General features: G+C 67.0%; 17 protein-coding genes. 8 read left to right on the top strand and 9 right to left on the bottom strand.

The features are described 5' to 3' along the window. Positions 1–3: 3 nt before the first annotated feature. Both KPL74_21860 and KPL74_21855 read right to left on the bottom strand, forming a co-directional pair. A complete protein-coding gene (locus KPL74_21860; protein ID QWT20375.1) occupies positions 4–1,260 on the bottom strand; it encodes a serine hydroxymethyltransferase in 1,257 nt (418 codons plus the stop codon). A 100-nt stretch (positions 1,261–1,360) separates the two neighbouring features. After that, positions 1,361–2,506, bottom strand: coding sequence for a hypothetical protein (locus KPL74_21855; protein ID QWT20374.1), 1,146 nt, complete (start codon positions 2,504–2,506; stop codon positions 1,361–1,363). 260 nt (positions 2,507–2,766) lie between these two features. Between KPL74_21855 and KPL74_21850 the strand changes: the two genes are divergently transcribed. From KPL74_21850 to KPL74_21830, 5 genes are all read left to right on the top strand, one after another. After that, positions 2,767–3,486: a hypothetical protein gene (locus KPL74_21850; protein QWT20373.1), complete on the top strand. Its 720-nt coding sequence runs from the start codon at positions 2,767–2,769 to the stop codon at positions 3,484–3,486. Between the two features lie 189 nt (positions 3,487–3,675). Beyond that, positions 3,676–4,344 (top strand): hypothetical protein, encoded by a 669-nt coding sequence (locus KPL74_21845; protein ID QWT20372.1) that lies wholly within the window; start codon positions 3,676–3,678, stop codon positions 4,342–4,344. 131 nt (positions 4,345–4,475) lie between these two features. After that, complete coding sequence (gene ettA / locus KPL74_21840) at positions 4,476–6,134, top strand: energy-dependent translational throttle protein EttA (protein QWT20371.1); 1,659 nt, start codon at positions 4,476–4,478, stop codon at positions 6,132–6,134. A gap of 66 nt (positions 6,135–6,200) precedes the next feature. Beyond that, positions 6,201–7,019: an orotidine-5'-phosphate decarboxylase gene (pyrF, locus tag KPL74_21835; protein QWT20370.1), complete on the top strand. Its 819-nt coding sequence runs from the start codon at positions 6,201–6,203 to the stop codon at positions 7,017–7,019. A 118-nt stretch (positions 7,020–7,137) separates the two neighbouring features. After that, on the top strand, positions 7,138–7,521 hold the full coding sequence (locus KPL74_21830; GenBank protein QWT20369.1) for a helix-turn-helix domain-containing protein: 384 nt from the start codon (positions 7,138–7,140) through the stop codon (positions 7,519–7,521). 83 nt (positions 7,522–7,604) lie between these two features. Here KPL74_21830 and def read toward each other — a convergent pair whose 3' ends face one another. Next, complete coding sequence (def, locus tag KPL74_21825) at positions 7,605–8,141, bottom strand: peptide deformylase (protein QWT20368.1); 537 nt, start codon at positions 8,139–8,141, stop codon at positions 7,605–7,607. A 199-nt stretch (positions 8,142–8,340) separates the two neighbouring features. Between def and KPL74_21820 the strand changes: the two genes are divergently transcribed. Further along, complete coding sequence (locus tag KPL74_21820) at positions 8,341–10,416, top strand: carbon starvation protein A (protein ID QWT20367.1); 2,076 nt, start codon at positions 8,341–8,343, stop codon at positions 10,414–10,416. A gap of 10 nt (positions 10,417–10,426) precedes the next feature. Continuing rightward, on the top strand, positions 10,427–10,633 hold the full coding sequence (locus KPL74_21815) for a YbdD/YjiX family protein (protein QWT20366.1): 207 nt from the start codon (positions 10,427–10,429) through the stop codon (positions 10,631–10,633). A 68-nt stretch (positions 10,634–10,701) separates the two neighbouring features. Here KPL74_21815 and KPL74_21810 read toward each other — a convergent pair whose 3' ends face one another. Beyond that, a complete protein-coding gene (locus KPL74_21810) occupies positions 10,702–11,409 on the bottom strand; it encodes a FadR family transcriptional regulator (GenBank protein QWT20365.1) in 708 nt (235 codons plus the stop codon). A gap of 130 nt (positions 11,410–11,539) precedes the next feature. Here KPL74_21810 and KPL74_21805 point away from each other — a divergent pair, with 130 nt between their 5' ends. Beyond that, entirely contained in the window at positions 11,540–12,676 is a 1,137-nt protein-coding gene (locus KPL74_21805) for a galactose mutarotase (GenBank protein QWT20364.1), read from the top strand. A gap of 229 nt (positions 12,677–12,905) precedes the next feature. Here KPL74_21805 and KPL74_21800 read toward each other — a convergent pair whose 3' ends face one another. The 5 genes from KPL74_21800 to xerD form a co-directional block, all read right to left on the bottom strand. Beyond that, entirely contained in the window at positions 12,906–13,811 is a 906-nt protein-coding gene (locus KPL74_21800) for a DMT family transporter (GenBank protein ID QWT20363.1), read from the bottom strand. Next, positions 13,808–14,662 carry a glycosyltransferase family 2 protein gene (locus tag KPL74_21795; protein ID QWT20362.1) on the bottom strand — a complete coding sequence of 285 codons (855 nt, stop codon included), beginning with the start codon at positions 14,660–14,662 and terminating at the stop codon, positions 13,808–13,810. The genes KPL74_21800 and KPL74_21795 overlap by 4 nt, the downstream gene beginning before the upstream one ends. A 26-nt stretch (positions 14,663–14,688) precedes the next feature. Beyond that, positions 14,689–18,552: a phosphoribosylformylglycinamidine synthase gene (gene purL / locus KPL74_21790; protein ID QWT20361.1), complete on the bottom strand. Its 3,864-nt coding sequence runs from the start codon at positions 18,550–18,552 to the stop codon at positions 14,689–14,691. 165 nt (positions 18,553–18,717) lie between these two features. Beyond that, on the bottom strand, positions 18,718–19,485 hold the full coding sequence (locus KPL74_21785) for a DsbC family protein (protein ID QWT20360.1): 768 nt from the start codon (positions 19,483–19,485) through the stop codon (positions 18,718–18,720). 90 nt (positions 19,486–19,575) lie between these two features. After that, positions 19,576–20,499, bottom strand: a complete 924-nt coding sequence (xerD, locus tag KPL74_21780; GenBank protein QWT20359.1) for a site-specific tyrosine recombinase XerD — start codon at positions 20,497–20,499, stop codon at positions 19,576–19,578. Between the last annotated feature and the right edge of the window lie 25 nt (positions 20,500–20,524).

Raw genomic sequence — 20,524 nt, 5'->3', positions numbered from 1 at the left:
GGATTAGCCGTAGACGGGGAACTTCTTGCACTGGGCCGTGACCTTCTCGCGCACGGCGGCGATGACAGCGTCATCGTTCGGTGCGTCGAGCACGTCGCAGATCCAGTTCGCGAGCTCGATGGTGTCCGCTTCCTTGTACCCGCGGGTCGTGATCGCCGGCGTACCGACGCGCAGGCCCGAGGTGACGAACGGGGAACGCGGATCGTTCGGCACGGCATTCTTATTGACCGTGATGTGGGCCTTGCCCAGCGCAGCTTCCGCATCCTTGCCCGTGGCATCGCGACCGATCAGGTCGACCAGCATCAGGTGGTTTTCGGTGCCGCCGGAGACGACCTTGTAACCGCGCCCGATCAGCGTCTTCGCCATCGCCTTGGCATTGGCGACGACCTGCTTCTGGTACTCGGTGAAGGCCGGCTCGAGGGCTTCCTTGAACGCCACGGCCTTGGCCGCGATGACGTGCATCAGCGGGCCGCCCTGGATGCCCGGGAACACCACGGACTGCAGCTTCTTTTCGATCTCTTCGCCGAGGCCCTTGGCCACGATGATGCCGCCGCGCGGACCGCGCAGGGTCTTGTGCGTGGTCGAGGTCACGACGTGCGCGTGGTCCATCGGGCTCGGGTACACGCCGGCCGCGACCAGGCCAGCGATGTGCGCCATGTCGACGAACAGGTAGGCACCGACCTTGTCGGCGATGGCGCGGAAACGCGCCCAGTCCAGCACCTGCGAATACGCGGAGAAGCCGGCGACGATCATCTTCGGCTTGTGCTCGACGGCGAGCTTTTCCACTTCGTCGTAGTTGACCAGGCCGGTATCCGGGTCGATGCCGTACTGCACGGCGTTGAAGATCTTGCCCGACAGGTTGACCTTGGCGCCGTGGGTCAGGTGGCCGCCGTGGGCGAGGCTCATGCCCAGGATGGTGTCGCCCGGCTGCAGCAGCGCGAAGTAGACGGCCTGGTTGGCCTGCGAACCGGAGTGCGGCTGCACGTTGGCGTAGTCGGCACCGAACAGCTTCTTCAGGCGGTCGATCGCGAGCTTCTCGGCGATGTCGACGTACTCGCAGCCACCGTAGTAACGCTTGCCCGGGTAACCCTCGGCGTACTTGTTGGTCAGGCTCGAACCCTGGGCTTCCATGACGCGCGGGCTGGCGTAGTTCTCCGAGGCGATCAGCTCGACGTGATCTTCCTGGCGACGGGACTCGTCGGCGATGGCCTTGGCGAGTTCGTCGTCATAGCCGGCGATCGTTGCATCCTTCGGGAACATCTCAACCTCGTGGGACAGGTGGGGAAACAAGACCGAAAGTGTAGCGGTAGCGGCGATTTGCGGCCACTACCGCCCAATCTCAAGCACGACGCGACGGTGTTCAGTCGGCCAGCACGACGCCGCGGGCAGCCAGCTGCGCCGGATTCGGGCCGTGGCGGAGGTAGGAACGGATGTGCCGGCCGTTCTCCCCCGAGTAGGCGTAGCAGTCGGCATGGCCGTCGCCCCGGTCTGGCCACATGCTGGTGATGCATCGTCCCAGCAAGGGCCCCTGACGCGCCGCGTCGCCGTGCATGGCGCCCAGGGTGTGCCCGAATTCGTGGGCCACGATATTCACCCGTCCCGCGGTCGAGGCCATCGCCTCGGCGCCACCCTCGTAGGCGACGCCATTGGCACCCTTCATTGGCCGGTCGCGGCTGAGCAGCAGGAACTTGTGCTTGTAGGTCTTGCCGTGCGGCAGCCCGTGGAGCGCGGCATAGGCCGCCGCGGTGTTCTGCCAGTTTTCCAGGGCTTCCGGATAGCCGTAAGGCATGTCGGTCACGCCCGGGACGGCCTGGCGGTAGACCACCCTGATCTTCTCGACGGGCAGGACCGTCTTCGCCAGGTCGGCCAGCCACCAGGCGGCGAAGACGGCGTGGACGCGGCGCGGGGCGGCGCGCACGTCGTCGTGGATGAACACATGAAAGGTCGGCGAATACGCCAGGGGATCCTCGATGCTTCGTGCGATCCGGCGTGGGGCTGGCACCGCGGCCTCGCGCCATTCGGGGTCCGGCGCGAGGCCGCCGGGGCCGCGCACGGTATCGCGCAACAGCCGGCGGCTGCCAAGGGTGAATCCAAGAACATCGACGCCGTCCGACCGCGCGGTGGTGATATCGAGATAGGCGCCGATGCGGGTGATCACCACGGCCTCATCGTCAAGGCGCCCGCTGTAGAGATGGCCCTTCGGCATGCCGGGCATCTCGACCACGACATCCAGCCGCCCGGTGACGACCAGCCGCGGCGTGGCGCGACGCACCCGCCCCGACGGTGGCACGCCAGCGCTACCGAGGGAGAGCAGCTCCGGCAGGTCGAGCCGGGCGGGGAAACCTTCGGCCACGGCCCGGTCGAAACCTGCGACCACCCAAGGCAGTGGATCGTCGGGTGGCGGGCCAGGCTCGGCCCCCGCCCGACCGCAAAGAAAGCTGAGCATCAGCAAGGCGGTCAGTGCCGCACGGGCGCGGCGCTGTTTCAATGAACGGATGGAGCGCATCGATCGGATCCTTGGGAAATGCCGGGCGGCCCCCGACTGGCGCCGGCAAACCTAGGGCGATCGGCTCGGGGAAGGGGCGCCCAACGACGGCGCGCGCCCATCGCCTACGCGACGTGTCGTGCAGGGCGGACATTTGTCGCTGTTCCTGTGGGTGCAGGCCTACGTGCACTGTCGACATCCGCCTAGGGACCGGTTGCGCCGATATCGCTACGCTGCCTCGTGGACGCGGATCGTCCACCTCACCACCGGAAAGGATTTCCATGAAAACACCGACACTGTTGTTCGCCCTCGGCATGGCCACGTGCGCCACGAGCTTTCCTACCCTCGCCTTGCAGGTCCCGTGGGAGCCCGGCATCTATCCGGCCGTGCCGGTCGATGGCCCGCTCCAGCCCGTGGACCGGCACGGCGGCCCCAGGGACACATCGGCGCGCCCCCTGCACGTGTGGATCTTCGTCCACGACAGCGCGGGCGAGACGGACGCCGCGAAGTTCATGAACTGGTACGTCGACTGGTGGATCAAGGACATGGAAACCACCGTGGCGCCCGGCGTGCCGATCACGGTGTCGCTGCGCGCGCACGTCCCTGGGCTCACCGACATCGACTACCAGCGGGGCAAGGAGGACGATCGCCTGCGCGAGTTCCGCAACGCGGGCGGGGCCTACGCCAGGGCCGAGGGAGGCCGGGCCGATGCGATGAACAAGTTCGTGCTGTTCGTGGGCGCACCGCTGGCGAACTGGCCCAGCGGGACGTACGGAACCGCCGCGCCCACGCTGGACACGGCCATCGCCAGCAACCACGGCCACCGCTTCGTCTTCGCCCACGAGGTCGGCCACCTGCTCGGCGCGACCCACGAGGCCTCCGAACAACGCGCCTTCTGCACCACCAACATGGGCCGGATGGAGTTCGCCAAGCTGGGCTGCTACGTCTACACCAAGGCCAACGACCGCAAGATCCGCGATTACCTGCAAAGGGCCCGTTGACGCCGGGACGGGCCAGCGGGACGCACCCCTGGCCCGACCGTCAACACCTCGAACGATCCAGGGCCTCGCCGGCCCGATTCGGCGAATACGCCGACAAGGCAACGGGCTATGCGCTGACTCCATCGGCCGTCCGTGGAACCTAACTTTGCCAGCGCGCTCGTCGAAACTCCCCGCCGCCAGGACGCGTCCATGATCCAGCAAACCGGCTTCACATCGCTGCGCCAGAGCCTGGGAGGAGTCGCCCTCCTCCTCGCCGCCGCACTGGGCGGCCCTTCGCTTGCCCGCGGCGAAACCCGCCCTGGCGGCATTGACGTCTTCGTCTACGTCCACGACGAGATCGGCGCCTCGGACGAACGCCTGCGCAAACGGCACTTCGCCCCCTGGCTGAAGGAGATGCAGCGGCTGCTGCCCGAACGCCGCGTGGAGGTCCATCTCCGCCGCGACATCCCCGGGATTACCGACATCGCGTACGGCAAGATCGGGGCCTTGTTCGCATGGCGGAACGCGCTGGAAGCGTCGCCGCCGCCGGGAGAGACGCCGGGACTGCGGACACCGGGTCGCTACAACCTGCTGCTGGTCAAGCGGCGCTGGGTCTTTCCCGGCGCGGCCGGGGCGGCCATGCTGCACGGCGGCCCCTACGCTTTCGCCTCGATCACCCAGGGACCCTCCGTGCCCGCCCACGAGCTGGGCCATCTGCTGGGCGCCGACCACGACGCGGCCGCCCGGCGCCAGGATGGCTACCTCACCCAATGCGCGTCGCTCATGTGGCCCGAGGCCCGGGCGCTGCCCACGTGTTGGGGCTACAGCGATACCAATGCCTCCCGGATCCAGGCCAACCGCCCGAACTGGGACCCATGACGGGCGTCCGGCCGCCAGACCGGCGGCGAGCCCGACCGGCTTACGCGCCCGGTCATCCCGACCCGCTATAATCGGGGTTTGCCCAGCGGCGCCTAGCGCGCGCCGGGGTCAGGCCTGTCGACGGAGCGTCCATGCAATACATCTACACCATGAACGGGGTGAGCAAGATCATTCCCCCGAAGCGTCACATCATCAAGGACATCTCGCTCTCGTTCTTCCCCGGCGCCAAGATCGGCCTGCTGGGCGTGAACGGCGCGGGCAAGTCCACGGTGCTGAAGATCATGGCGGGCGTCGACAAGGACTTCCAGGGCGAGGCCCGCGCCAACCCCGGCACCAAGATCGGCTACCTCGCGCAGGAGCCGGACCTCGATCCGAACAAGACCGTGCGCGAAGCCGTCGAAGAAGGCGTGTCCGAAGTGCTCGACGCGCAAAAGCGCCTCGAAGAAGTCTATGCCGCCTATGCGGAAGAAGGCGCCGACTTCGACAAGCTCGCCAAGGAACAGGAAGCCCTCGAAGGCATCCTCGCCGCCAACGATGCGCACGCCCTCGAGCGCCAGCTCGAAGTCGCGGCCGACGCGCTACGCCTGCCGCCCTGGGATGCACTGATCGGCCCGCTGTCGGGCGGTGAGAAGCGCCGCGTGGCGCTATGCCGCCTGCTGCTCTCCAAGCCGGACATGCTGCTGCTCGACGAACCGACCAACCATCTGGACGCCGAATCGGTCGACTGGCTGGAAACGTTCCTGCACGACTATCCGGGCACCGTCGTCGCGGTCACCCATGATCGCTACTTCCTCGACAACGCGGCCGAGTGGATCCTCGAGCTCGATCGCGGCCGTGGCATCCCCTGGAAGGGCAACTACACCGAGTGGCTGGAGCAGAAGGACGAGCGCCTGAAGCAGGAAGCCAACCAGGAAAAGTCGCGCCAGAAGGCCATCCAGAAGGAACTGGAGTGGATCCGCACCGCCGCCAAGGGCCGTCAGTCCAAGGGCAAGGCGCGTATCAACCGCTTCGAAGAGCTGAACTCGGTCGAGTACCAGCGCCGCAACGAAACCAACGAGATCTTCATTCCGCCGGGCGAGCGCCTGGGCCAGGAAGTCATCGAGTTCAAGAACGTCACCAAGTCGTTCGGCGACCGCATGCTGATCGAAGACCTTTCCTTCAAGGTGCCGCCGGGTGCCATCGTGGGCATCATCGGCCCGAACGGTGCCGGTAAGTCCACGCTCATGAAGATGATCATGGGCAAGGAAACCCCGGATACGGGCGAAGTGAAGCTGGGCCACACGGTGAAGCTCGCCTACGTCGACCAGTCGCGTGACGCGCTGGATGGCTCGAACAACGTCTGGCAGGAAGTGTCGGGCGGTTCGGACATCCTCACCATCGGCAACTTCGAGATCCAGTCGCGCGCCTACATCGGCCGCTTCAACTTCAAGGGCACCGACCAGCAGAAGATCGTTGGCTCGCTGTCCGGTGGTGAGCGTGGCCGCCTGCACATGGCCAAGACCCTGCTGCAGGGGGGCAACGTGCTGCTGCTCGACGAACCGTCGAACGATCTTGACGTCGAAACCCTGCGCGCGCTCGAAGACGCCCTGCTCGAATTCCCCGGCAGCGCCGTGGTCATCTCGCATGATCGCTGGTTCCTCGATCGCATCGCCACGCACATCATCGCGTTCGAAGGCGACTCGCACGTCGAGTTCTTCCCCGGCAACTACAACGAGTACGAAGCCGACAAGAAGCGCCGCCTCGGCGACGACGCCGGCCCGAAGCGCGTCAAGTACAAGAAGCTGGTCTGACAAGACCCGGTCGGCACCCCGACGGGGTGCCGACCCACATACCCAAATTCGATCGGATCGACGCCCATGACCTTCATGACCTCGCTGCAGGACGCCTGGCGTCGCAACGACTCGCTCATCTGCGTGGGCCTCGACCCGGAACCGGGTCGCCTGCCGGCGGGCCTCGAGGGCGAAGAAGGCATCTTTACCTTCTGCCGCGACATCGTGGACGCCACCGCGTGCCTGGTCTGCTCGTTCAAACCGCAGATTGCGCATTTCGCCGCACAGCGTGCGGAAGGTGCACTCGAACGGCTGATCAAACATATACATGACAAGCATCCAGGGATCCCGGTCATCCTGGATGCCAAGCGTGGCGACATCGGCTCGACCGCGCGGCACTACAGCGTCGAGGCCTTCGACCGCTACGGCGCGGACGCCGTCACGCTGAACCCGTACCTCGGCCACGATTCGGTTGCGCCGTTCCTCGAGCGTGCCGAGAAGGGCGTCATCCTGCTCTGCCGCACCTCGAACCCCGGTGGCGCGGACTTCCAGGCGCTGGACTGCGGCGGCCAGCCGCTCTACCTGCGGGTGGCCGAAACCATCGCCAGGGCCTGGAACGGCAACGGCAACTGCGCGCTCGTCACCGGCGCCACCTGGCCGGAAGAACTAGGTCGCGTCCGCGCCATTGTGGGTAATATGCCTCTGTTGGTCCCCGGTATCGGCGCGCAGGGTGGCGACGTTGCCGAAGTGATGAAACACGGCCAGACGGACGACGGTAAGGGCCTGATGATTTCTTCCTCGCGCGCGATCCTCTACGCAAGCAGTGGATCGGACTTTGCCGAGGCAGCACATCGGACGGCTGACGAAATGAGAAAATCGGTCAACTCGTTCCGTCTTGAGCACTGACAGTCAAAAGCAGTCGTAAATTGCACGACTTGGCAACTGTCTAGGGCTTACGCTCTGTCTCCGGGCTATCAACAATACCGGGTCTTTTGCGCCGTAAGAGCGTTCTGCCGGAGTTGTTATGCCACTCACCAACCGAGGTTTTTCTCAACGCCTGCATGTCGCGCTGGACATGGCTGGCGTGAAGAAAGGCCGCGGCCGCATTACCCAGCTGGCCGACCTGTTCGACGTCAGCCGAGAAACGGCACGCAAATGGCTCAGTGACCTGGGCCTCCCCGAACTCGAACGCCAGATCGACATGGCGGTTCGTTTCGGCGTCAATTTCGAGTGGCTCGCCACGGGCCGCGGCTCGCCGAGCGGTGCCACCGGGGTGAAAGAAAGCCCCGCCCTCTATCGCGCGGATTCGCGCGAGCAGTTACGCCTCGTCGGGCTGGTCAGCCGTTTGCCGAAAGAGCGCAGGAAGGCGTTGCTGGTGTTGGTTGAGGCGTTGGCCGAGGCCGAGTGACCACGAATTAAGAGCATTCCCGCAGGTGCGTGCCGCCCCCTGTAGGAGCGCGCCTGCGCGCGATTGCCGCACGCAACGCCCCCTCAATCGTCCCCGATATCCAGCCCAGGGAACAACACCTCGGTAAACCCGAACTTCGCGAAGTCGGTGATCCGCGAAGGATATAGACGCCCAATCAGGTGGTCGCACTCATGCTGCACCACCCGCGCATGGAAGCCTTCGGCCGTCCGGTCGATCGGTTCGCCCCTCGGGTCCACGCCCTGGTAGCGGATCAGCGAATAGCGATTCACCGCGCCACGCAGGCCCGGCACCGACAGGCAACCTTCCCAGCCCTCTTCCATGTCCTGCGACAGCGGGGTGATCACGGGGTTGAGCAGGATGGTCTGCGGCACCGCCGGTGCATCCGGGTAACGTTCGCTGCTGTCGAATCCGAAGATCACCAGTTGCAGGTCGACGCCGATCTGCGGCGCGGCAAGGCCGACGCCACCGGCGTGATGCATGGTGTCGAACATGTCGGTGATGAGCTCGTCGAGTTCCGCCGAGCCGATCATCGCGTCGGGCACTACGGGGGCAATGCGTAGGAGGCGCTCGTCGCCCATTTTCAGGATGTCGCGAATCATCGGCACGCCACGGGGAGGGGGTGGTACCCAGCATGGCGCTAGCCGGGCCGTCGCTCAAGCCCCCTGTGTGGCGTTGCAGCACGCAAGCCCACGCGCGGACATTCGACCAATGGCTAATGCCCCGAACGCCCCGGAATCATTGACCCCCAAGGGTTCGGGGGCGACCCTTGTGGCATCTGTGAGGGGAGCCCGAAACACCATGAATAGCGCCATTCCTAAACCCAGCCCGGCAGGCAAGATCCTGTGGGCCGCCATCGCCATCGTCGGCGCCTGGTGCCTTGGCGTCGTGGCCCTGCGCCGCGGCGAGCCGATCAACGCCATCTGGCTGGTCACCGCATCCATTGCGGTCTTCCTGATCGGCTACCGCTTTTACAGCCGGATGATCGCCACCCGCGTGCTGCAGCTGGATCCCAGCCGCGCGACGCCATCGGTGCTGCGCAATGACGGCCTGGACTACGTCCCCACCGACAAATGGGTGGTGTTCGGTCACCATTTCGCCGCCATCGCCGGTGCCGGTCCGCTGGTCGGTCCCGTGCTCGCCGCCCAGATGGGCTACCTGCCCGGCATGCTCTGGATCCTGGTCGGCGTGGTCTTCGCCGGCGCCGTGCAGGACTTCATGATCCTCGGCCTGTCGCTGCGCCGCGACGGCCGCTCGCTCGGCCACATGCTGCGCGAGGAACTGGGCGAAGTGCCCGGCGTCATCGCCATGGTCGGCGTGCTGGTGCTGATGATGATCGTGCTCGCCGTGCTCGCCCTCGTGGTGGTCAAGGCGCTGACGCACAGCCCGTGGGGCACGTTCACCGTGGCCGCGACCATCCCCATCGCCATCCTGATGGGCCTGTACCTGCGCTACTTCCGCCCCGGACGCATCCTCGAGGTGTCGATCATCGGCGTGGCGCTGTTGCTGGCCTCGATCTGGTTCGGCAAGACGGTCAACGACACGCCGGCCCTGGCCGCCCTGTTCGACTTCGATGCCAAGGCCCTGGCCTGGTGGCTGATCGGCTATGGCTTCTTCGCTTCGGTGCTGCCGGTGTGGCTGCTGCTCGCACCGCGCGACTACCTGTCGACCTTCCTGAAGATCGGCACCATCGCCCTGCTCGCCCTGGCGATCTTCCTCGCCGCGCCGACCCTGCAGATGCCCGCGGTCACGAAGTTCATCGACGGTACCGGCCCGGTCTTCCAGGGCAACCTGTTCCCGTTCCTGTTCATCACCATCGCCTGCGGCGCCGTCTCGGGCTGGCATTCGATCATCGCCTCGGGCACCACGCCGAAGCTGCTGGCCAATGAAGGCGAAGCGCGGATGGTCGGCTACGGCGGCATGCTGATGGAGGCCTTCGTCGCGATCATGGCGCTGATCGCCGCTGCCTCGCTGCACCCGGGCGTTTACTTCGCCATGAACTCGCCGGGCGCCCTGGTCGGCACGACCGTACAGGACGCCGCACAGGCGATCAGCGCGTGGGGCTTCGTCGTCACCCCCGCCGAGCTGACCGACACCGCGAAGAACATCGGTGAATCCACCATCCTCGGCCGCGCCGGTGGCGCGCCGACGCTCGCCGTCGGCATGGCCCAGTTGCTGCACGGGATCATGCCGGGCGAAGGCATGATGGCCCTGTGGTACCACTACGCCATCCTGTTCGAAGCGCTGTTCATCCTGACCACGGTGGACGCCGGCACGCGCGTCGGCCGCTTCATGATCCAGGAACTGGCGGGCATGGCCTACGCGCCGCTCAAGCACACCGACTCCTGGCTCGGCAACGTGGTCGCGACGGTGATCTGCGTGGGCCTGTGGGGCTATTTCCTCTACCAGGGCGCGGTGGATCCACTCGGCGGCATCAATACCCTGTGGCCGCTGTTCGGCATCGCCAACCAGATGCTCGCGGCGATCGCACTGATGCTCGCCACCGTGGTGACGGTCAAGCTGAAGCGCGAACGCTTCGTGCTCGTGCCGGCGGTACCGGCGGTGTGGCTGGTGCTGTGCACGCTCACCGCGGGCTGGCAGAAGCTGTTCGATGAAAAGATCAGCTTCACCGCCGCGGCGAACAAGTACGCCGACGCCCTCGCCGCCAACAAGCTGCTGCCGCCGGCGAAGACGGCCGACGACATGCAGCGGATCATCACCAATGCCCGCGTCGACATGGCCCTCACCGGCCTGTTCATGCTGCTGGTGCTCACCATGCTGTACTTCTCGCTGCGGGCCATGGTCCGCGCGTGGAAGGCCAACCACCCGACCGCGCATGAAGAACCGTATGTCGCGCTGTCGAGCGTTACGCCGTAAGGAGGTCGAGATGGAAACCCTGGTTCCCGCGTCTCCGCGCTCGGTCTGGAAGTGGGCGGTGCAAACCGCCCGCCTCTGCTGCGGCGTGCCCGACTACGATGTGTATGTGAAGCACCTGCGCGAGCATCACCCCGAGCGGCCCGTCCCCAGCTACAAGGAGTTCTTCCGCGAACGGCAGGAAGCCAGGTACCGAGGCACGGGCGGACGCTGCTGTTGACACAGAAAGGCCGGCACATCGCCGGCCTTTTCCTTGGGGACGATGGGGCCTCGCCGTACCGCGGCGGCCTAGCTGCGCCGACCCTTGCGCAGGTTCGTCCGCGAGTCCTCGATCATCGTCAGCATCGCGGCCGAGGCTTCATTCGGTCGGCGGCGGCGGATGGCTTCGTAGACGGCGCGATGGTGCGGTAGCGAGTACTTGAAGTTCTTCGCCGTGCGCGCTGACATCACGAAGTACGTCGCCAGCGCAGTTTCGATGACCGAGAACAGCGAGCTCAGCAATTCGTTGTTGGTCGCCGCCAGCACCGCCTCGTGGAAGCGCAGGTCGGCCTCGGCCCAGCCGTCCAGGTCCGCGGCGTCTTCCATCGCATCCAGCGCATCTCCGATCGCCGCCAGTTGCGACGGGTCACGCCGACGCGCCGCCGCCATGCACGCGGCCGGCTCGATGATGGCGCGCATCTCCACCAGCTTGCCGACGAAGTCCTCCGTCGGCATCGACGCACAGCGCCAGGCCAGCACGTCGGGATCGAGGTGGCTCCAGAAGCGCGCGTCGCGCACGCGCATGCCGGTCTTCTGCCGGGTCTCGATCAATCCCTTCGCCGCGAGCACCTTCAACGCCTCGCGCAGCACCGTTCGGCTGACCTCGAGCTGGGCGGCGAGCGCGGACTCGCCCGGCAATGCATCGCCCGGGCGCAGGACGCCGCTGACGATGGAGCCGCCAATCTCTTCGACCACCCGCGCGTGCAGGTTGCGTGTCTGTGTCGCCTTCGGTGCCATCGCGTCCCTTCCGCGTGTGCCAGCCGCCCTATCCTAGCGACGTGCGCGCGCGCGACCTTGACGCAGCGCAGCTTGTCATTTGTCGGACAATTGTGCTGTTGTCACGGGGTCACCTCAAAAGGAGTGCAAGATGGGTAAGCTCATGGCCGTGGCCAGCGCGGTAGTTTTGCTCGGTAGCGCGACGGCGGCTTCGGCCGGCGACGCGACCAAGGCGTCCTTCGGCAGCACGCCGGATGGCAAGGATGTCACGGTCATCACCTTGACCAACGGCAAGGGCATGACGGCGAAGGTGATCTCGCTCGGCGCGGCGCTCTACGCGCTGGACGTCCCTGATCGCAGCGGCAAACCCGGCGACATCGTGCTGGGCTATCCCGACCTGAAGGGCACCTTCGAGAAGCCGCAGTATTTCGGCGACACCGTCGGCCGCTATGCAAACCGCATCGCCAAGGGCAAGTTCACGCTGGACGGCAAGGAATACACCGTGCCGGTCAACGACGGCCCGAACTCCCTGCACGGTGGCAAGCTCGGCTTCGACAAGGTGGTGTGGACGGTCGACAAGGTCGAGTCCGGCGCCACCCCGAGCGTCACGATGACCTACGTCAGCCCTGACGGTGACCAGGGTTACCCGGGCACGCTCACCGCGACGGCGAAGTATTCGATCAACGACAAGAACGAACTGACGATCGAGTACACCGCGACCACCGACAAGCCGACGATCGTCAACATCACCAACCACACCTACTGGAACCTGGCCGGCGAAGGCTTCGGCAGCGTGATGGACCAGAAGCTGATGATCGCCGGCGATGCCTACCTGCCGACCGACGCCACCGCGATCCCCACCGGCGAAGTGCGCAACGTCGCCGGCACCGTGTTCGACTTCCGCAAGGCGAAGCCGATCGGCAAGGACGTCCGTGACGCGAAGGAACAGCAGATCGTCTTCGGCCGCGGCTTCGACCACAACTGGGTGATCTCGAAGAAGGAAGCCGCGCAGCCGCGCGAAGTCGCCCGCGTCACCGACCCGAAGAGCGGCCGCGTGCTGTCGCTGTGGTCGGCCCAGCCGGGCCTGCAGTTCTACTCGGGCAACTTCCTCGACGGCACGACCTCGGGCAAGGCCGGCGGGATCTATCGCGAGGGCGATGCATTCGCGCTCGAGCCGCAGATCTACCCGGATACGCCCAACCAGCCGGACTTCGGCTCGGCGCGGCTGGATCCCGGGCACACCTATCGCAACACGATGACCTACAAGTTCACGACCGACAAAAAGTAGGAGCGCGCCTGCGCGCGAAAGCAGGTATCTGGAAATAGGTATCTGAAAACAGGTATCTGAAACAGGTATCTGAAAATAGGTACCTATGGCAACAACAGGTACCCATGGCAACAACCGGTACCCGCGGAAATGAAATGCATGGGCGCGCCTGCGCGCGATGGAGGTCTGTCCCTGACCCAATCGCGCGCAGGCGCGCTCCTACATTCGGGGCCGCCCGGGGACGGGCGAGTCAGCCGGCTTCGTGGTGCAGGGCTTCGGCGGGCTTCTTCCGGCGGAAGCGCGGGGCGAGCTCGACCATGTACATCGCGGCGAGCACCAGGGTGCCGCCGAGCAGCATCCGCGTGGTCAGCGCGTCGACGCCGAGCGCCACGGCGAAACCCGCTGCAAACACCGGTTCGGTCGTCATCACGATCGCCGCGCGGGTCGCTGGCATGTGTGCCTGCGCCCATGTCTGCACCAGCATCGCCAGTGCGCCGGCAACCAGCGCCATGTAGACGATCGCCATCCACGCCTTGCCATCCGGCGGCAGCGAAGGGCCGTGGTGCGGCAGCGTCGCCAGCACGCAGACCAGGGCGATGCCCACCATCTGGATCGCCGACATGCCAAAGGCATCGCCCGGCTTCGACCAGTGGCCAAGCCCGACGATATGCAGCGCGTACAGCGCCGCCGACGCCAGGGTAAGCAACACGCCCAGGTCCACGGCAAACCCGTTCAGCGCCAGCACGCCCAGGCCGACCATCGCCAGCAGCACGGCCAGCCACGTGGTCGCCGGCATCCGCTGGCGAAAGATCAATAGCGCGAGGATCGGCGTGATTACCACGTACATCCCGGTGACGAACCCGCTGACGCTGGGCGAGGTCAAGGCGATGCCTTCGGTCTGCAACCATTGCGCCACGCCGTAGAGCACGCCCAGTGCGAGGCCACGCAGGGTCTGCGCGCGGCCCAGCCGGCGCAGCGGCAGGGCGAACAGCAGCACCATCGCCACGGCGGCGATGGCGAAGCGCACGGCAAGGAAATCGATCGGCAACATGCGGCCGACCACATCCTTGATCATCACGAAGGTGGAACCCCAGATGGCGGTCACCGCCAGCAGGCCCAGCGTCGCGAGGCCACTGCCCTTCGCCGCGTCGCTCATCGGCGTTTCCGCAGGACCTGGCCAGGAAGCTTCAGCAGGAAGTGCGTCCAGATACCCAACCAGACGAAACCGCGCATGAAGACGTTCTTCGCGGCGGGGTCGTGGCGGCGGAACCACAGGTACATGCTGCGGTGCTTGTGCTTGCTGACGAACACCGGGCGGTGCCGGCTGGAACCGCCCTTGCCGTGCATGACGTGGACGTCGCCCGCCAGCAGCACTTCGTAACCGAGGTCACGTGCGCGGCGGCACAGGTCGATGTCTTCGCAATGCAGGAAGAAGCTCTCGTCGAATCCGCCGAGGGTTTCGAAGACGCTGCGCGGCATCAGCAGGATCGCTCCGGAGACGACTTCGACCGGCACCGCGGTGGCGGGCATCGGACCATCGATGTCGATGCCGGCGTCGCCGCCGCGCCCGAGCTTGGTGGCGATGGCGCGGGCGAACAACGGATCACGCCGGCGCGAGGCCGGGTCCACGTTGCCCTGCGCGTCTTCGACCACGGCGCCGACGATGCCAGTATGCACGCCCAGGTAGGCCGTCATCCGCGACAGCGTATCGGGCTCGACCAGGCAATCCGGATTCAGCACCAGCAGGCGCTTGCCGTTCGCATGCACCGCCCCGCGATTCACCGCGGGGCCGAAGCCGAGGTTGGCCCGGTTGTAGATGACCCGCACGCGATCGTCGGCGGCGTAGGCGCGATCCAGCGCCTCGGGCACGCCGTCTTCCGAACCGTTGTCGACCAGGATCACCTCGACCGGGCGATCACTCGCGAGCGCGTGGTCGACGCACTCGCGGGTGAACGGGCCGCTGTCGGCCAGGACGATGATGACGCTGGTCAGGTCGCCTGGGATCACGTTAGCCAATCCGTGCCGGGCCGGGGTCAACCGACCCAGGCGCGCGCGTTGCGGAACATGCGCATCCAGGGCGAGTCCTCACCCCACTGTTCCGGGTGCCAGCTGAGCTGGGCGGTGCGGAACACGCGCTCGGGGTGGGGCATCATGATCAGCACGCGACCGTCGGCGGCGGTGAAGGCCGTGAGGCCACCCGGCGAACCGTTCGGGTTCAGCGGATAGTGTTCGGTCGGCTTGCCGCGGTTGTCGACGAAGCGTGCGGCGCCATGGCTCTTCGACGGGCTGCAGACGTTCGGGAAGCTGACCCGGCCTTCGCCGTGCGCCACCGCCACCGGCAGGCGCGAGCCGGCCATGCCGCGGAAGAACAGGCTGCCCGCGTCGAGGATCTCGACCGTGGCCAGGCGTGCTTCGTACTGCTCCGACTGGTTGCGCAGGAACTGCGGCCAGTGCTTCGCGTCGGGGATGATGTCCTTCAGCTGCGACATCATCTGGCAGCCGTTGCACACGCCCAGGGCGAACTTCGAACCGTCTTCGAAGAAGCGGGCGAACTGCTCGCGCAGCGCGTCGTTGTAGAGGATCGAGGTGGCCCAGCCGCGGCCGGCGCCAAGCACGTCACCGTAGGAGAAGCCACCGCAGGCCGCGAGGCCACGGAAGTCCTTCAGATGGTAACGGCCGCTGGCCAGGTCGGTCATGTGCACGTCGACCGCTTCGAAGCCGGCGCGGGTGAACGCCGCTGCCATTTCGACCTGGCCGTTGACGCCCTGCTCGCGCAGGATCGCCACGCGCGGACGCACGCCGGTCGCGATGTACGGGGCGGCGATGTCGTCGGCCGGGTCGAAGGTGAGCTTCGGCGACAGGCCCGGATCGGCGTCGTCGAGGCGCCACTCGCTTTCCTGGTCCGCGCTGTGCGGGTTGTCACGCAGGCGCTGCATGGCGTTGCTGGTTTCGTTCCAGGCGCGGAACAGTTCGGTCCAGTTCCACTTGAACGCGGTTTCGCCATTCAGGTGCAACTTGATGCCGAGCTTTTCCTTCGGCCGGCCCACGTTGTGGGTCATGCCGGCCAGGTTGTGCTTGACCAGCAGCTGCTCGAAGCCTTCGCGGTTCGCGGCGGCCACCTGGACCACGGCGCCGAGCTCTTCGTTGAACAGGGCGCGCAGGGTCGCTTCGGCCCAGCCGTCGAGACGCAGTTCAAGGCCACAACGGCCGGCGAACGCCATCTCGAGCAGGGTGACGATGGCACCACCGTCGGAACGGTCGTGGTACGCCATCAGCAGGCCGGCGCGATTGGCTTCCTGGACCAGTTCGAACATCGAGCGCAGGCGCTTCGCATCGTCGAGGTCCGGCGGCACGCCACCGGCGCGGTTGAACACCTGGGTGAGCGCGGAACCGCCGAGGCGGTCGCGGCCGGCGCCGAGGTCGATCAGCCACAGGTCGGTGTCGCCGCGATCGAGCTTCAGCTGCGGCGTGAGCACGCGGCGAACGTCGTCCACGCGGGCAAAGCCGGTGATGACCAACGACACCGGCGACACCGTCTTCTGCTTCTTGCCGGTTTCGTCAGTCCACACCGTCTGCATGGACAGGGAGTCCTTGCCGACCGGGATGGCGATGTCCAGCTGCGGGCACAGTTCCATGCCGACGGCGCGCACGGCGTCGAACAGCGCGGCGTCTTCGCCCGGATGGTTCACGGCGGCCATCCAGTTCGCGGACAGGCGCATTTCTTCCAGCTTGAGCGGCGCGGCAGCCATGTTGGTGATTGCTTCACCCACGGCCATGCGCGCGGCGTCCGCGCTGTTGAGCAGGGCCACCGGGGCGCGCTCGGCCATGGCCATCGCTTCGCCGGTGTAGCCGTCGAAGTCGGTCATGGTCACGGCGACGTCGGCCACCGGCACCTGCCACGGGCCGACCATCTGGTCGCGCGCGTTCAGGCCACCGACGGTGCGGTCGCCGATCGTGATCAGGAAGTTCTTCGAACCCACCACCGGCAGGCGCAGGACGCGCATCAGCGCTTCGTCCATGCCGATGCCGGTGAGGTCGGCGACCAGGTCGACGCGCGGCTTCACCCGCACCGCATCGCGATGCATGCGCGGCGGCTTGCCAAACAGCACGTCCATGCCGAGGTCGATCACGGTAAGGTCGCGGCGCGGATCGCGCACGAGCAGGTGCGCGGCGGCGGTGGCTTCACCCACGACGGCGAACGGGCAACGCTCGCGCGCGCAGTACGCTTCGAATTCGGCGATGTCTTCCGGGCCGATGGCCAGGATGTAGCGCTCCTGCGATTCGTTGCTCCACACCTGCATCGGCGAGAGCGTCGGGTCGTCGCAGGGCACCTTCGACAGGTCGATCACGCCACCGACGCCCGCGTCGTTGAGGATCTCGGGGATCGCGTTGGACAGGCCACCCGCGCCCACGTCATGGATGCTGACGATGGGGTTCTTGTCGCCACGCGCCCAGCAGGCGTCGATCACCTGCTGGCAACGGCGCTCCATTTCCGGGTTGTCGCGCTGCACCGAGGCGAAATCGAGTTCGGCGCTGGACGTGCCCGATGCGACCGACGAGGCGGCACCGCCGCCCAGGCCGATGAGCATGGCCGGGCCACCGAGCACCACGACCTTGTCGCCAGGGCGCACGTCGCGCTTCTGCACGTGCTGTTCGCGGATGGCGGCAAGGCCACCGGCCAGCATGATCGGCTTGTCGTAGCCGCGACGAATGCCCTTCTCGCCCGATTCCTGTTCGAACGTGCGGAAGTAGCCACCCAGCGCGGGGCGGCCGAATTCGTTGTTGAACGCGGCGGCGCCGAGCGGGCCGTCGCGCATGATCTCGAATGCCGACGCCATGCGCGGCGGCAGCGGGCGCGGCTGTTCCCACGGGCGCGGCGTGCCCGGGATGCGCAGGTGCGATACCGAGAAACCGGTGAGGCCGGCCTTCGGCTTGCCGCCGCGGCCGGTCGCGCCTTCGTCGCGGATTTCGCCGCCCGAACCGGTGGCCGCACCCGGCCACGGCGCGATGGCCGTGGGATGGTTATGCGTTTCCACCTTGATCGCGTAGGGCGCGGCTTCCGTCACCGTGCGGAACACGCCGTCGGCCGGGTCTACGAACAGGCGGCTGCCCTCGTAGCCCTCGATCACCGCGGCGTTGTCCTTGTAGGCGGACAGCGTGAACTGCGGCGACAGCTTGTGGGTGTTCTTGATCATCCCGAACAGGGAGTTTTCCTGCTCCTTGCCGTCGAGCGTCCACGTGGCGTTGAAGACCTTGTGGCGGCAATGCTCGGAGTTTGCCTGGGCGAACATCATCAGCTCGGCGTCGGTGGGCGCGCGGCCCATCTCGCTGTAGCGATCGGCGAGGTATTCGATCTCGTCGTCGGCGAGGGCCAGGCCGAGCTCGCCGTTGGCGGTCGACAGCGCGCCGCGGGCATCGCTGCCCAGCTCGACGCGGCCGATGTCGCCCGGCGTACCGGCGAGGAACAGGCCAGCGGCGTCGGCGAGGTTATCCAGCGGCGACTGCACCATCGGGTCGCAGAAGGCGGCCATGACCGCGGCATACGCCGGGTCGGTGGCGGCCGGCATGCCGGTGACCTGCCAGGCCACGCCACGCTCCACCCGGTGCACGTCGAAGCCGGCGCCGTGGAGGATGTCGGTGGCCTTGCTCGACCAGGGCGAGATGGTGCCGAGGCGCGGCACGACCCAGAACGTGGCGGGCTCGGGCGTCGTCGCCCGGGCTTCCAGCACGGCCAGGAGGCGCGCACGGGCGTCGCCCTCGGGCGCGGCGGCGGCGTCCACGAAGTACGTGAACCAGGCGGCCTGCACCCGGGTCCCGTGATGCAGGGCATCCAGGTGGGCGTTCAGTCGTTCGAGGCGAAACGGCGAGAGGGCGCTCTGCCCGTCGAGTGCGATCATGCGGGGGATTAGGCGCTGGAGGAAAACGCCTATTCTACATGATGTTGCGGGACAGCATCGGGGCGACCCGCAAGCCCGCATTCGCGCGCAGGCGCGCTCCTACAACAGCCGCCCTGTAGGAGCGCGCCTGCGCGCGATGGGTGGATCGGCGCCGCTGCGGCGTCCTTAACCGCCGCCAGCCGCCGCCGCGGCACCCGTCCCAGCCGGCGCATTCACGGCCTTGAGCAGCTGCGCGGGGGTCAGATACCCGCCGACCACGTCGCCGCTCTCGGTCACCACCGTGGGGGTGCCGTTCACGCCGAGCCGTTCGCCCAGCTCGAATTCGTTCTTCACCGGGTTGGCGCAGCTGGCGGCCTTGACCGAACCGCCCTTCATCGCCTCGTTGAAGGCGTTCTTGCGGTCGGACGAGCACCAGACCGACACGGCCTTGGTGTACGACGGGGTGTCGTTGCCGGCGGTGGTCTTGATGCCTTCGCGCGGCCAGAACACGTATTCCACCGCGATGCCCTGCTTGTTGAATTCGTCGATGTGCGCGTGCAGCTGGCGGCAGAAACCGCAATCCACGTCGGTGAACACGGTCACCGTGTGCTTCGGGTTCGGCGGCGAGTAGACCAGGCGCTGCGAGGCGGGCACCTTGGCCAGTTCGGCCTTGCGCGTGGTCGCCCAGCTGGCGGCCGAAAGATCCGTGCGGCTTTTCAGGTCGATGAGGTTGCCGTTGAGCATGTAACGGCCATCGGCGCTGACGTAGACCATGCGACCGGAAGCCACCACCTGGTAGAAACCGGGCATCGGCGCGGGCGTCACGCTGTCGACCGTGATATCCGGGCCAAGGCCCTGGACGGCGGCGCGCACGGCCTGGGTGTCGTCGGCGGCGGCAGCCGACATGGCAAAGGCACCTGCCAGGATCGCCGGGAGGAATTTCTTCAACATCATCGATAGGGCTCCATCAATACCGGGGGAATTCGTGCGCCGCCGTTGGAACGCGCGGGGCACGATCGGTTCCCCCGATTGTGGCACGGACGCTCAGCCGCGCGGGTGATGCTGCGCGTGAAGGCGTTTCAGGCCCTCTTTCGCCACGAGGGTATAGATCTGGGTGGTGCTGAGGGCGCTATGGCCGAGCAGCATCTGCAGCGCGCGCAGGTCGGCGCCGTGGTTGAGCAAATGCGTAGCGAAGGAATGCCGCAGCACGTGCGGCGAGACCCGCTTCGCCGGGATCCCGACCTGCAGCGCATAGCGCTTCACCAGCGTCCAGAACTGCTGGCGGGTCATCGCCTCGCCGCGGCGCGAGAGGAACAGCGCCAGCGGCTGGCCATGGCCCTTTGCCAGCTCAGGCCGGGCCTCGCGCAGGTAGCGCTCCACGTGCGCCAGCGCTTCCTCGCCCACCGGCACCAGTCGGTCCTTGCCGCCCTTGCCGGTCACCCGCAGCACGCCCTGGCGCGGATTGAGGCCGGCCAGCGGCAGGTCGACCAGTTCCGATACGCGCAAGCCCGACGAGTACATCAATTCGAGCATGGCGCGATCACGCAGGCCGAGCGTCGTACCGCTATCCGGTGAGACGATCAGCGCTTCGATCTCGCGCTCGGCGAGCGCCTTGGGCAGGCCGCGCGGCATCTTCGGACGCTGCATCAGCAGGGTCGGATCCTCGCGCGCGCCCTCGTCGCGGGCGAGGTGCGCATAAAAACGGCGGAACGCGGACTGGCGCCGCGCCATGCTGCGCACCGACACCGGCTGGCTGCCGTGGTACGCGGAGAGATCCTCGCGCGTCGCGCTGGCCAGCCCGCGGCCGCGCGTTCCGAGCCAGCGCGACAGCTGCGTGAGGTCGCTCCGGTACGCTTCAAGCGTGCGATCGGCCAGGCCGTCTTCCGACCACACGCGCTCGATGAAGCGGTCGATCAGGCGCGCGTCGGCCGGATCGGGATCGGGAGGGTTCGATGGGCCTGGGGACATGCGCACGATGGTCGCACGAGTCCCA

This window comes from Bacillus sp. NP157 (genome assembly GCA_018889975.1).
Classification (GTDB): Bacteria; Pseudomonadota; Gammaproteobacteria; order Xanthomonadales; family Rhodanobacteraceae; genus Luteibacter.
The sequence above is the reverse complement of the archived record's forward strand: the minus strand, read 5'-3'. Positions and strand labels throughout refer to the sequence as shown.